The organism is Desulfosarcina cetonica JCM 12296, assembly GCF_001311845.1.
In the GTDB taxonomy this organism is placed as follows: domain Bacteria; phylum Desulfobacterota; class Desulfobacteria; order Desulfobacterales; family Desulfosarcinaceae; genus Desulfosarcina; species Desulfosarcina cetonica.
Genome location: NZ_BBCC01000181.1, coordinates 1 through 12,305 on the forward strand (window position 1 = coordinate 1; position 12,305 = coordinate 12,305).

Here is a 12,305-nt window from a genome sequence, read left to right on the forward strand (position 1 = left end):
CCGGCGGGGAAAACGGGGAAGATGGCGTGGTGGCCGGGGGCTCAGGCGCTTGCGGCGTTGCCGGTTTCCCCGGCAAGGGGGCGTGGATCAAGCGCTCCACCTGGCTGGCATCCACACGCACCTCCCGGTTGTTCTGGAAATAATGCACAACCCCGCCCTCCTCCCAGGCCTTTCGGGTTTCAAACATCTCACCCGACTTGAGAATGAGGATATCGGCTGCCGCAGCGCCTGTCCATAGCAGCAGCACGATACTCAGCAGGCAATACAAAAACGGCCTCCGCATGGTTTTCCCACTCCTTCCTGTCGATGAACGTCATGATCCGAACACGATGCGCGTCTGTTTACTGTACCCACCGGGTCCGCGCCTGTCAATTCACGCGAAAAAGCTTTGAAATTCGGCGCATAATGACATAGGAGAAAAACCGTTCCATTGATCCGCCACCTGATGGCAAGGAGTCTGTTTTGACGGATAAGCCTCGCATGCATACGCGCCACCGGCTCCCCGGGTCTGGGAATACACCCTCCCCGGTGGTTTCCGGGTCCTGGCCGGCAAGACCGATGCCGACAATGATCGTCTCAGCCTGCACGTTGCCCGCCCCAACGACTGGTGGTTCCATGTGCGCGGCATGCCCGGCAGCCATGTGGTATTGGTCGTCGAAAAAACCATCCCCCCGATCGTGAAACGCTGAATCGGGCCGCCGCCATTGCCGCTTATCACAGCAAGGCCCGGGGTGGCGGGGTGGTGGCCGTTTCCGGCACCCTGGCGGGCAACGTGAGCAAACCCAGAGGCGCCAAGCCGGGAAGCGTGCTGATCCGCAGGGAACGGGTTTTTAAGGTCAGGCCGGCCTTACCGGAATCCGATACCCCGTCATGAACCGGAAGTGCCGTTCAACGTGAATTCCAGGGCATCCAGCGAAAGGCAAACCCGTTCTCGATGATATTCAATGAAGGAGAATCAAATGCTGTATCAATTCGACGGTCGGCAACCGCAAGTGGGAGAAACCACCTATGTCAGCGAGCTGGCCCATGTGATCGGTGATGTGATCATCGGTGAGCGCTGTTACATCGGTCATGGTGCCATCCTGCGCGGGGACTATGGCCGTATTGTCATCGGCGACGAAACAGCGGTGGAGGAAGGCGTGATCATCCACGCGCCGCCCGACGACATTCAAACCATCGGAAGGCGCGTGACCATGGGTCATGGCGCCATCCTGCACGCACGGGCCATCGGTGATTGGGTCGTGATCGGCATGGGGGCGGTGGCCAGCTTGTACAGCGAAGTCGGTAAGGGCAGCATCGTCGCCGAGGGCAGCGTGGTTAAATCCAACCAAATCATCCCCGATAATGTTGTCGCGGCCGGCAACCCGGCCAGGGTTGTACGCCCGGTCAATGCGCGGGATGAGGCCATGTGGACCTATGGCAAGCAGCTTTATGTGGATTTGGCGGCAAAGTACCGCGAAGTGGGCATGATTCCCATCTCGCGTCATTGACCACGCTTTGAATGAATGCAAACGGATCATCGATCCATCGTGGATGAAAACATGAGGAAGCGTGAAGCGGCATGCAGCACCATCTCAAAAACCACTCGAACTCACAGGTTCAACAAATGCCAACAACACCATCGGGGCAGCACCACCCAGCATCCACGGCCGCTTCACACGGGGGCATTTAAGCAAGTTGCATGCCACCCCTTGTAAACATCCAATAGGGTTTGATCGTCCATTATTTCAACCGTATAAAAATAACCGGGACCTTGTCCGGCCAAGGTCCCCCATGCCATATAAAATATTTTCCCCATATGTTATGGCATTCATGCCATATTGCGTGCTGCCCGCCGTTTTTTCCATTTTCCAACCCGCCAGCAGCTAAAGTTTTATTCTGATAATCCGATTCTATCCCCAGTTGTGCTTTACGGCCAGGAGTTGGCCACCGTCCTGCAGCATCCTGAAAACCAGATTTGAACTAATGGAATTACCTGCCATGATGGGTAGCAATACAAAAGACAACCGTTTCGGCGCCATTGCCGTTGAAATGAATATCATCGACCCAGCCGGCATCGAGCGGGCATTGGTGGTTCAAGCACGCATTCTCGAAAAAGCCAAAGTGAGCATGCCCATCGGTGAAATTCTCGTGGAAATGAGCATCATTACCGCGGCCCAGCGGGACGAGATCCTTCAGATGCAGCAGGAGATCGACGGTGTAAGCGACGAATGTCCGGGCGCGATCCGCTGTCAACCGGTTCCGCTGCCGGAAAGAGCACCAAAAAGCAACCCTCTCCGATCAAGATTGTGGTTGCCAAGGACAAATTAACCGCCGCTGCCTTCCTGATGGTCGATCCCCCCGTCACCACCGCTTCGGTCAACGATATTAAAATCATGCTGCATAACTTGGGAATTCTGCACGGTATCGCAGCAGACGACCAAATCGCCTCCTTCCTGACCGGCGAGAAAGGCGACGTTAAGGATTGGACCATCGCATCCGGCAACAAACCCATCCCCGACGCCCCTCCGGAAATTGAGTATTTCTTCAACACGGATCCCCTGAAAATCGGCACATTGACCGAGGATGGCCTGATGGACTGGAAAAATCGTGGGCAGCTTCCCCAAGTCAAAGAGGGGGCACTGCTGGCCAAGAAGACGCCAGGTCCCAAAGGCAAGGAAGGCATGGACATCTTTGGCAAAAAAATACCCATCCCAAAAGCAAGCGAATATCGTTTCAAATGCGGAAAAGGCGCCCGCCGCTCGGAGGATGGCATGATGGTCCACGCCAGTCTATCGGGTATGCCCAAACTTTCCCCGGCGGGTGAGCTGGCAGTCCTGCCCACCTTGCACATCCAGGGAGACATCGGTCTGGAGACCGGCCATGTCGAATTTGACGGACACGTCGAAGTCGACGGCACCATCAACAAAGACTACCGGGTAAAGGCGGGCAGCCTGCGGGCCGCTGAAATTCAAGAGGCCAGCATTGACGTTGACGGCGATGTATCCGCCGCCAACGGTATTTTCGGCGCCACCATCCGTTGCAACGCAACCTGAAAGCCGGACATGTGAAGGGGGTGGATGCCATCCTGACCGGTGATATCGCCGTCGAGCGGGAAATCATCGAATCTTCCATCGAAGCCAATGGGCGCTGCCTGATCATCGATGGCACCATTATCGCGTCCACCATCTCGGCCAAAATGGGCATCACGGCCATGGATATTGGCACGGAGGCGTCCAAGTCCAGCGACCTGGTTGTGGGCATTGACCGGCAATTGGAACGGGAGGCCAATGCCATCAAATCCCAAATCCAGGACATCAAGGCTGAGCAGGAGCGCCTTAAGGAAAAGATCGAAGGGCTGACCGGGCGTTCCGATGAAATCAATACGCAGCTTGGAAAGGTCGCTCAGGAGCAGGATGGATTCATGGTCCAGCATCGACGCCTGGAAGAAAAGGCGCAAACCAACGGCGTGAAGCAAAGCAGCGAAACCCAGCAGAAGCTAAAAAAGGCGCTGGCGGAGTTGAAGGCCAAGCAGGCCGCTTGTGACGACGAAGTCGCTCGGTTGATGGAAGAGGACGATCGCGTAAGACACGAGATTAGCGAAATCGAGCAGACAACCGCCGCGAACCGCTTGGCCATCGAGGACCTGAACCGTTCTCTGAACGAAGTTAACGAAGCCCAAAAGGACAGCCTTGGCTTACCTGTTGTCAAGGCTGCCGGAACCATCTATGCGGGCACCCGGATGAAAGGTCCGCATGCGAAATTGACCCTGCTGGAGGATTTCAAGCGAGTGTCGATCATTGAAACCGATAAGCCCGACCATGAGGGGGCCAAGCGCTGGCGCTTTGAATTGAACCCTTTTAAATAGATCCGCTACACCGCCCCCGCTCCGGGGGCCATTGTCATGTGGACAACCGGCACAAGGACCTTTGGAATGCGCCTGTTCTCCCCCGTCACCGAAACCAGGCCCCTGTGAAATCGCCTGATTAACCGCCCAACAGGTTGTCTTCTCAGCACAATCCGCCCCCGCCGACCTTGATTGAAAATTGACTTCAACAGCCGCTGCAACACATTTTCCAATACGTTGCTTGACCTCGGTGCGCGAGGTACCCTATCATCGATCAGTTGGCACTCTAGCAAACCCCATCAGGCTCGCCAAAACTGGATATTCTCTTGACGGTGAAGTTAATTGCAGTTATAGGTGGCCACCTTAATCGGCCTTATGCGAATACATTTAATGGAGGAGAATCAACAATGAATAAAGGTGACTTGGTCAACGAAGTGGCAAAACTGGTTTCTACCAAGAAACAGGCTCAGGAAGTGGTCGATTGCGTTTTCAGCACCATCGTCGATGCCCTGCAAAAAAGCGATGCCGTCCAAATCGCTGGTTTTGGCAGCTTCAAGACCGCCAAGCGTGAAGCGCGTACGGGCCGAAATCCCCAGACAGGCGCCGAAATCAAAATTGATGCCCGCAATGTTCCCAAGTTCGTTCCCGCAAAAGCACTCAAAGATGCCGTGAACTAGCTCCGTTATCGTTTCGCTTTTAAGAAGGTAGGGCTCCACGGCCCTGCCTTTTTTTGTCTGTCTTGCGTTGAATGGCAACGGATGCGTTCCCGACAATGCCATGCGTTGACTTTCGTCATGGGGGTTGATAATACTGTTAACTTATGGAATCAGGTGAAATCGTAGAATATATTGACGCCCAGAAAATTATCTGCGCTGTCGTGATGGCGTCGGGCAACCAACGCCTGCGCCTTCTTACCGAAAACCGTCGGGAAGTCAAAATAGCGTCCCAAAGGTTGTGTCATCGCTCAATCCGACGGTTGGACCCGGAAATGGACCGCAACCGCCTGGTGGAACAGCTGAAAGCCATTGCCGATAGTCGCAACGCCATCGCCGAAACCATCGATGTTGCCGAGCTTTGGGATGTTCTTGCTCCGGAAGCCGACTGGATTGACCTTCCCACGATGACCGGCCTCTGCTTTCCCCATGCGACGGATGATGACCATGAATCCGCCGTTATTCGAGCGATGTTTCAAAGCCGCCACCACTTCAGGTTCAAACCAGATCGTTTCCGGCCCCATACCCAGGCCGAAATGGACGCCATTATCGCCCAGGAACAGGAGGCGGCCAAGCAACAGCGTCTCATCGAAGCCGGGGCCGCCTGGATCCAATCCGTTCGCTCGGGGACAAAGGTCGACCGGCCAGCCGAGCATCAGGTGATCGTGGACATATTAAAGTCCTACTTCCTGTTTGATAAAGAGAGCCCCCATTGTGAAAGCGCCCGGGAGATCATCAAGCAAGCCGGCCTGAACACGAGCGAAGAAATCTTCAATCACCTCGTTGCCGTTGGCGAATGGTGCACGGACGAAAACGTGGATCTTTTGCGCTACCGCATTCCCGTGTTTTTTTCACCGGAAACCCAAAAACGGGCGGACACCGCTGCCGCAAAGCCCACCGACGGTGCATGGCATGATGGACGAACCGACCTGACGCATCTGTCGACCCTGACCATCGACGGTCAATCCACCCTGGATTTCGATGATGCCCTGAGCATCGAAATCGCGATGATCATTTTCTCGTGGGCATTCACATCTCCGACGTGGCGCAGCTGATCAGAAAAGACGATCTTCTCGATCAGGAAGCACGGTCACGTGGCAGTTCCATCTACATGCCCGACAACCGGATTTCCATGGCACCACCCGTGCTTGCTGAAAATCGATTGAGTTTGAAAAAGGACCACGTCCGTCCGACGATCAGCACCATGGTCAAAGTCAAACGCAACGGCGACATCATCAGCTATGATATCTTTCCCTCCCTCATTCGTGTTGATCATCAGCTCAGCTACTTCGAAGCCAACATGAGCACCGAGGCGGGCAATGCGATCACCCTGCTCCACGACATCGCCACCCGTTTCCGGGAAAAACGCATGAGCCAGGGGGCCATTCAGATCATCCTCCCGGAGATCAACGTCTGGATAGACGAAAACGGCGCCCCCGTGATCAACCGTGTCAACCGGGAAAGTCCCGGACGCATGCTGATTGCCGAAATGATGATTCTGTCCAATTGGTTGTCCGCTCGTTTTTTGGCGGAAAACAAAATTCCGGCAATTTTCCGATCGCAGCCGAAACCCAAAAGTCGCATTCTTAAAAACGGCAGCGGGACATTATTCCAGAACTGGATGCAGCGCAAGCTGCTCAATCGATTCGTGCTCCGTCCAACCCCCGAACACCATTGCGGGCTGGGATTGGATGCCTATGTCACGGCCAGTTCACCCATCCGTAAGTATTTCGATCTGGTCACCCAGCGCCAGCTAAGAGCCGCACTGGGCCTGGAACAGCCCTATACCCACAAGGAAATCGAAACCATCATCGAGCAACTGGCCCGCCCCATGGCGGATGTGGGCCGAATCCAATTTCGCAGAAACCGGTACTGGCTGCTCAAGCATCTGGAGGGGCGTATCGGTGAGAAGGAAGAGGCCATCGTTCTTCAAAAACGGCGCAACGCCTACGCGATTTTGCTCAAGGCCTACATGATCGAGTGTAACCTGCCCCAATCCACCGGGATCAATCTCAAACCCGAGGATCTGGTGCAGGTCACCATTCAGCATGTCAATGCCCGCAACAATATTCTTTCCGTCTTTCTGGGATAGCCCGGCCCCGGGCGATCCCATTTGCCGCACACCGTTTCCTCGATCGCGTCAGCCTTGTCTGCTTTGCTGTAAATTTACGACAACCCAGATAATGATGTGTTTTCTTCAGAATTAGCTTTTAACACGTTGACTTTTTGCGTTATAGATCTAAGATTATCTTTATTTGGTTCGTTTCGTTCCGTTTTCCCGGGCCGGTTTTCCCATAGACATCCTTTCTCCGCTCCGTGCCGGCATACACGGGATTTTTTCCTGACCCACCCGGGAATTTTTCCTTGACCATCTGTCAATTATTAACTATAGAGACATTTTCAAAATAAATAATATTCAGGGATCAAGTGCATTATGGGAATTCAAGAACGCAAGGAGAGAGAGAAAGAACGACGCCGCCAGCAGATCATCGTGGCGGCAAAACGGGTCTTTTCAGAAAAAGGGTTCAACAAGGCCACCATGGAGGATATCGCCAAGGAGGCCGAACTCAGCCCGGGGACGCTCTATCTTTATTTTAAAAACAAGGAAGAGCTTTACGCATCCCTGTCACTGCGCATTCTTCAGTACCTCCACATTCGGGTCTCGCATGTCAATAAGGAATCCGATCTGTCGCCGGACCAGAAACTCAAGGCGCTGATGGATGCCATGTATGATGTATATGACTTCGACCCGTTGATCATCATCAACATGTTCCACCTCCAATCCAGCGAAACCCTGAAAAATCTCTCCGAAACGCTGCTGGATGAAATCAAGCAGCTATCGCAGAAATCGATCGGTGCCATCGCCAGGATCTTCGAAGACGGTATCGCCCAGGACATCTACGTGGATCGCCATCCGGTTGCCCTGGCCGATATTTTCTGGGCCATGTTCTCCGGCGTCGTCCTCTGGGAAGCCAGCAAAAAAATCATCAGTGCGGATAAGGATTATTTGAAATCCACTGGCCACGGCCTTCGAACTATTCGAACGGGGAATCCGTAAAACCCCCTGAGCATCCTTATCCGCCGTCAGCCACGCCATCAGAAATGAGCACCACTTACCCGCCAAGCCGGTTTTATGCCGGCTTGGCTGTTTTTTTCCTTCACTTTTTTTACCGGGCGACAGATTGAAACCACCATGATCGGTACACTGGTCAATGCATTGGCGATCCTGGTCGGGGGCATCCTCGGCCTGCTGCTGAAAAAAGGGATCCGTGAGAATTACAAGACAACCGTCATGCAGGCCATCAGCCTGTCGGTCATCCTTATCGGTGTGCGTTCGGCCTTCAAAGCCGCCGATCTACTTGAGGTCATCATCTGTATGGCGGTGGGCAGCCTGATCGGCGAGGCCCTGGGCATCGAGGATCGCCTTGAAAACATCGGCACCTGGGCCGAAAAACGGTTCAGCCGGTCGGCGGGAAGCGGTTTTTCAAAAGGATGGGTGACGGCCAGCCTGGTTTTTTGTGTGGGATCCATGGCCATCGTGGGATCGCTGGAGAGCGGGTTGTCCGGCAACCATGAGACCCTGTTTGCCAAATCCCTTTTAGACGGCATCACATCGGTGGTTTTCGCAGCGACTTTGGGCAGCGGGGTCATCTTTTCGGCATTGCCGGTGCTGATCTACCAGGGCACGATTACCCTGGGAGCGGTACTGCTCAAGCCATTTCTCACCGCCAGCGTGATTGCCCAAATGTCCGGCGTCGGTGGCTTACTGATTGCCGCGATCGGTATCAACATGCTGCAATTGGCCAGGATCCGGATCGGAAACATGCTACCGGCCATTTTCCTGCCCCTGGTTCATTTCATGGTTGTCCAGCTCTTCTGAATCAACGACGGCCGGCCGCTTCCCCCGCCTTCGGTGCGAACGCCCTCGGTGCGAACAAACAACCCCAAAAACAAAACCCCCGACCATCCGGTCAGGGGCTTCGAAGCCGAATCGGGTTTAGAATCCGAAAATGGTGGTCATGCTGCCAACCCAGGGTGGGTCTCCATCACCATCACTTCAGCCATCCTACCCACCGCGACGTTCCGTGCGTTCCCCTTTGCCGCCCCTGGGCCCCACACCCCCATCGGCAGAGACGACACACGGACCGGCAGCCGCCATTCATTCGCGGCAGTGACGGTAGGTTAAAGCTACTCTTTGGGATGGCATTTAATGCATCCGGTAGGACCGGTGGTCGGCAGCTTGCCGTCGATACCGGCAAGGGTATTGGCCATCTTCTGGATCTCGAGCGTCATGTTCTTGTGGCATCCAATACATTGCCCGTGAAAGGCGCTTTTGTAATACCGGAAAACCTGGGTCTTATCCACGGCATTGGAGTCCGGCTTTTTCGGCATTGCCGAAAGATCATGGCAACCACTGGTCATGCATCCGACAATCGCCTCGGTTCCGTTCCAGGTATGATGGCAATTGTTGCAGGCAAGCGTCAAATGGCTTCCATGCGGAAACTCGACCGGGGCTCGTTTGGTCTCCACGGAGTCCGGTGCTTGCAAGGTGATCTCTCCCAAGGGCACACACATCTCCGCTTCTTCGCCAGCAAACGCGGTCCCAAACGAGGCACAAGCAACAACACCGATGAGCAACACCACCCCCACATACGATAGGCTACGCATACGCTTCCCCCCTCCTCAATTTTTCTAATCTGGGCTGTCTCTCGATGGAAAATCGAAGCAGGTATAAACCTAAATGGATTTTTTTTCAATGCATAAATGCCCTTGGTGCACAGGACCGGTTCAACGGCGGACCGCACGAACCGCACCGCAGTTCTCCTCGGATTTTGAAACCCGCGTAAAAACGGTTTCCGGCGTGGTGGTTACCACATCCACCACCCGATGATAGCCGCGAACAAAGGATTCCGATGTCCAGTACCAAGCGGAACCGCTGCCAGGGAAAAAAGGTGTGTTCTTGTATAGCGTCGCCAATTCACCGGCATTGGGCAGCCGCCAATCCGAATGTCCACCGGTGGTCAGGCGGCCGACATACGCCTGGGCCGTCCGATACTTCATGCAGGTGCCCGTTTCCATTTTCGAATCCAAAAGGCACCAGGTGAGCCCTGTCTTCCGATCGAAGACCGTGCCATCCCCATTGTCCTTGAAGCGGCCGGCCACCGGACGCAATTGCCGAGCCGCCTGGTCGCGCAATCGGCGAATCCGCTGCAGCGCCTTTTCCTGGCGGGCCGCTTCGGCCTGCTGGCGGGCCAACGCCTGCTGCCGGGCTTTGGCCAACTCCTGATCCTGCAGGACGCGCTGCCGTTCCGGCTCCAGCCGCTGTCTGAGTTCGCGGGCAGCGGCGGCATAGGGTCCGACATCCTGGCTGGCGAGAAAACGCTCCAGGCGCTTAATCCGCGCATGGATATCCTGTCTGGCATCATTGGCAAAGGCGGCTGTTTTATCCCACCGCGCCTTGCGTTCGACCTCGGTGTCAAATTCGGCGATACGCGCCTCGACGGCGGCCCTTTGGGTCGTGTCGGGTCGCTTTTTGAGATAATCGAGATAAACATTGCGTGCCTTGTTCCAATCGTCCGCCACCCGGGACGCCTCGGCGATCAGATCGGTCAGTTCCTGTTTGTCCAGCAGGGTCGCGCGCAGCTGCCGGACCCTTTCCGCCGCGGGTTTGTCGGCCAGCACCGAAAGGAACCGATCGCATTCGGCAATGCAGCTGTGCCAATGCGCCTTTTCGTCGCAGGACGCCGCCTGATGGGCAATGGCATCGGCATAGGCATCGGCCAGTTCACCGATCATCCGGACAATGGCCTGGCGTTCATTGCTGTCGGGGAATTGATCGAGGTATGCCTGGTAGGCGGCATAGCGCGCCATGAAATCGGCTGGCGGACGTTTCTTCAGCGCCTCGAAATAGGCCGATCCCAAAAGCTGACGGATTCCACCGATGGCCTCTTGGATTTGTTTGGCGTAACGGCTGTTGGGATATTTCGCCAGAAAAGCGGTGTATAGGGAGAGCGCCTTATTCTCATATTTCTCATCCACGGAAAGCCGGCTGACGTCAAGCACGGTCTTTTCATAGTCGCGTTTCTCCATCTCGCGGCTGGCCGCTTCCAGCCGGGTCTCCAAGGCGTCCCGATGGACATCTTCGGGATGGGCCTTGAGGTATTGCATCATGCGGACAATCTGGGCATCCAGCTCCTTGGATACCGCCAAGTCCGCCACCAGTTGATCATAGCGACGGTCGGCCTGATACCGCATGAACCAAGGGACACCAACGCTGACCGCCCCCACCAGCAGGGCGAAGATGCCCAGGAACAACAACAGCCTGGCCCTTCGTCCCATCCGCCCTTGTTTACCGACGGCGTGGTCCACCGGCTTATCGAAAGGCTCAAGCGGCGCCGCTGTGTCCGTCCGTGCGGGAGCAACGGGGGGTGGCGGCGGTGGGACAACGGGTGTCGGGGCCGAAGATTCGGGCGGCACGACAGAGGGTGCCGATTCTCCTTGGTCTGAAGTCCCGCGGGGCCCGGAGGCCTCTCCCGCCGGAGGTTGCTCTGCCAAAATGGTCTCCGACGGCGTTTCCTCCTCGCCGGCTCATCCTTGATCTTCAGGCTCTCCATCATCACGTGCATCAGCGGTTCGCGGATCTCCCGGACCCGCTCGGGCTCGGCGGGTTCGATCTGGATGGACGCCTTATCCCAGCTGATGATTCGATAGGCCGCTTCATTGCCGGTGAGTTCGTCGTACCGGGCCGCGATGAGACGGCCGCCGTCGATATACAAGTATCCCACACGGCTGCCGCTGGCGACCCGCAGGGTATAGGTGGCCTCCTCCATTTCCGACATCTGCAAAAACGAGGGCAGGCTGATGCCATGAATCTCACCGCCGACGCCGCCGGAGACCGTCTCGATCTTTTGCCGGCTGAGCATTTTCTTTAGCAGCCCCTCCAGCCGTTGATAATCCACATCGCTGATACTCGACGAGAAAAACCCGAGATGCACCTCGACCTTTTGCGGATCCATCTGCCAGGGCCACAGGGCACCGTAAAACGCTCCTGTTTTCAGTTTTTTGAAAAAAAGGGTTTGATCCTTGCGCGCCCCGCCCAAGTGTTTCACCACCGGATCAAAACGCAAGCCCACGGGCAGGCTTTTACCGGCAGCCTTTTGCGGCTTGCCAAAAAAGGCACCCAGGCTGGCCAGCAGGGTCTCATCCGAGGTCCGCAGGGCGGTCACCTGATACAGGCTCCGGGACGTCTCATAGAAACGGGGTTCCATATCCGGCATATCGTCGATCTCTTTTACCAGGGTCAAAAACCCGACCAGGATTGCCTCGTTGTTGGCAAGATCGCGGATCGCCTTGCTGTCACCGGTTAAAAAATCATCAATCAGCGGTGAGCCCATGGGGGTTATCGCGTCCTTTGTTGTCTTTTCATTTTAAGGTTGTCATCATTCTATCATTATCGTCCTTATTCTATCTCCCCTGAACCCCAAAATGATTTGACGCCCGACACGTTCGGATTTGTTAATGCGGGTGCCGATTTTGTCGATAAAAGGTACATTTTTGTGGCGTCTGGGAGGGGAGGGCCAGCTTGGCAGATATCCGCGAGACAGGCCGTTGGGCCGTTTCCACGCGTTGGCCCGGTATTGGCCTTAAAATTGCGTTAGCGTTTTTCTCACATGACGACGACCCAACGCATATACACGACCTGCACCCGCGACTGCCCCAATACCTGCGGCCTGGTCGCCACGGTCGACGCCGGCCGCCTGGTTCGC

Annotated in this window: 15 protein-coding genes; 10 read left to right on the plus strand and 5 right to left on the minus strand. The window is 55.7% G+C overall.

Annotated elements, in window-relative coordinates:
* Positions 1-268: hypothetical protein (locus tag JCM12296_RS27250; protein ID WP_157067935.1), on the minus strand; the 268-nt coding region annotated here is incomplete at its 3' end.
* A gap of 339 nt (positions 269-607) precedes the next feature.
* Between JCM12296_RS27250 and JCM12296_RS27260 the strand changes: the two genes are divergently transcribed.
* From JCM12296_RS27260 to JCM12296_RS27285, 6 genes are all read left to right on the plus strand, one after another.
* Positions 608-874: a hypothetical protein gene (locus JCM12296_RS27260; protein ID WP_177342740.1), complete on the plus strand. Its 267-nt coding sequence runs from the start codon at positions 608-610 to the stop codon at positions 872-874.
* 85 nt (positions 875-959) lie between these two features.
* The gene (locus JCM12296_RS27265) at positions 960-1,490 is read left to right on the plus strand and encodes a gamma carbonic anhydrase family protein (RefSeq protein WP_054699748.1); all 531 of its coding nucleotides are present in this window, start codon (positions 960-962) and stop codon (positions 1,488-1,490) included.
* Positions 1,491-1,980: 490 nt separating this feature from the next.
* Positions 1,981-2,310 (plus strand): hypothetical protein, encoded by a 330-nt coding sequence (locus JCM12296_RS39005; RefSeq protein ID WP_054699751.1) that lies wholly within the window; start codon positions 1,981-1,983, stop codon positions 2,308-2,310.
* Positions 2,311-2,327: 17 nt separating this feature from the next.
* Positions 2,328-3,035 carry a FapA family protein gene (locus JCM12296_RS27275; protein WP_246804951.1) on the plus strand — a complete coding sequence of 236 codons (708 nt, stop codon included), beginning with the start codon at positions 2,328-2,330 and terminating at the stop codon, positions 3,033-3,035.
* Positions 3,020-3,847, plus strand: a complete 828-nt coding sequence (locus JCM12296_RS27280) for a FapA family protein (protein ID WP_054699755.1) — start codon at positions 3,020-3,022, stop codon at positions 3,845-3,847. The genes JCM12296_RS27275 and JCM12296_RS27280 overlap by 16 nt, the downstream gene beginning before the upstream one ends.
* A 311-nt stretch (positions 3,848-4,158) precedes the next feature.
* Positions 4,159-4,503: an HU family DNA-binding protein gene (locus JCM12296_RS27285; RefSeq protein ID WP_459903645.1), complete on the plus strand. Its 345-nt coding sequence runs from the start codon at positions 4,159-4,161 to the stop codon at positions 4,501-4,503.
* 149 nt (positions 4,504-4,652) lie between these two features.
* Here JCM12296_RS27285 and JCM12296_RS48230 read toward each other — a convergent pair whose 3' ends face one another.
* Positions 4,653-4,787 (minus strand): hypothetical protein, encoded by a 135-nt coding sequence (locus tag JCM12296_RS48230; RefSeq protein ID WP_281492171.1) that lies wholly within the window; start codon positions 4,785-4,787, stop codon positions 4,653-4,655.
* 27 nt (positions 4,788-4,814) lie between these two features.
* Here JCM12296_RS48230 and JCM12296_RS27290 point away from each other — a divergent pair, with 27 nt between their 5' ends.
* The 4 genes from JCM12296_RS27290 to JCM12296_RS27305 all read left to right on the plus strand — a co-directional run bounded on the left by JCM12296_RS27290 (position 4,815) and on the right by JCM12296_RS27305 (position 8,419).
* Positions 4,815-5,594 carry a hypothetical protein gene (locus tag JCM12296_RS27290; protein WP_157067936.1) on the plus strand — a complete coding sequence of 260 codons (780 nt, stop codon included), beginning with the start codon at positions 4,815-4,817 and terminating at the stop codon, positions 5,592-5,594.
* Positions 5,561-6,631 (plus strand): ribonuclease catalytic domain-containing protein, encoded by a 1,071-nt coding sequence (locus JCM12296_RS27295; protein WP_054699761.1) that lies wholly within the window; start codon positions 5,561-5,563, stop codon positions 6,629-6,631. Before JCM12296_RS27290 ends, JCM12296_RS27295 begins: the two co-directional genes overlap by 34 nt.
* A 342-nt stretch (positions 6,632-6,973) precedes the next feature.
* Entirely contained in the window at positions 6,974-7,597 is a 624-nt protein-coding gene (locus JCM12296_RS27300; RefSeq protein ID WP_246804953.1) for a TetR/AcrR family transcriptional regulator, read from the plus strand.
* Between the two features lie 135 nt (positions 7,598-7,732).
* Positions 7,733-8,419, plus strand: coding sequence for a DUF554 domain-containing protein (locus JCM12296_RS27305; protein WP_054699769.1), 687 nt, complete (start codon positions 7,733-7,735; stop codon positions 8,417-8,419).
* A gap of 308 nt (positions 8,420-8,727) precedes the next feature.
* On the opposite strand, the gene JCM12296_RS27310 is transcribed toward JCM12296_RS27305, so the two are convergent.
* From JCM12296_RS27310 to JCM12296_RS45860, 3 genes are all read right to left on the minus strand, one after another.
* The gene (locus JCM12296_RS27310; RefSeq protein WP_083456570.1) at positions 8,728-9,207 is read right to left on the minus strand and encodes a cytochrome c3 family protein; all 480 of its coding nucleotides are present in this window, start codon (positions 9,205-9,207) and stop codon (positions 8,728-8,730) included.
* Positions 9,208-9,327: 120 nt separating this feature from the next.
* On the minus strand, positions 9,328-10,794 hold the full coding sequence (locus JCM12296_RS48235) for an Lcl C-terminal domain-containing protein (RefSeq protein WP_306304140.1): 1,467 nt from the start codon (positions 10,792-10,794) through the stop codon (positions 9,328-9,330).
* Positions 10,707-11,933 (minus strand): DUF4388 domain-containing protein, encoded by a 1,227-nt coding sequence (locus tag JCM12296_RS45860; protein ID WP_054699767.1) that lies wholly within the window; start codon positions 11,931-11,933, stop codon positions 10,707-10,709. Before JCM12296_RS45860 ends, JCM12296_RS48235 begins: the two co-directional genes overlap by 88 nt.
* Positions 11,934-12,305: the final 372 nt, after the last annotated feature.

Bases quoted from the DNA above. Each gene is read 5' to 3' on its own strand.
- JCM12296_RS48235 (WP_306304140.1), bottom strand. From the start codon at position 10,794: ATGCGGTATCAGGCCGACCGTCGCTATGATCAACTGGTGGCGGACTTG.
- JCM12296_RS27265 (WP_054699748.1), top strand. From the start codon at position 960: ATGCTGTATCAATTCGACGGTCGGCAACCGCAAGTGGGAGAAACCACC.
- JCM12296_RS45860 (WP_054699767.1), bottom strand. From the start codon at position 11,933: ATGGGCTCACCGCTGATTGATGATTTTTTAACCGGTGACAGCAAGGCG.
- JCM12296_RS27275 (WP_246804951.1), top strand. From the start codon at position 2,328: ATGGTCGATCCCCCCGTCACCACCGCTTCGGTCAACGATATTAAAATC.
- JCM12296_RS48230 (WP_281492171.1), bottom strand. From the start codon at position 4,787: ATGACACAACCTTTGGGACGCTATTTTGACTTCCCGACGGTTTTCGGT.
- JCM12296_RS27300 (WP_246804953.1), top strand. From the start codon at position 6,974: ATGGGAATTCAAGAACGCAAGGAGAGAGAGAAAGAACGACGCCGCCAG.
- JCM12296_RS27290 (WP_157067936.1), top strand. From the start codon at position 4,815: ATGGACCGCAACCGCCTGGTGGAACAGCTGAAAGCCATTGCCGATAGT.
- JCM12296_RS27305 (WP_054699769.1), top strand. From the start codon at position 7,733: ATGATCGGTACACTGGTCAATGCATTGGCGATCCTGGTCGGGGGCATC.
- JCM12296_RS27310 (WP_083456570.1), bottom strand. From the start codon at position 9,207: ATGCGTAGCCTATCGTATGTGGGGGTGGTGTTGCTCATCGGTGTTGTT.
- JCM12296_RS39005 (WP_054699751.1), top strand. From the start codon at position 1,981: ATGATGGGTAGCAATACAAAAGACAACCGTTTCGGCGCCATTGCCGTT.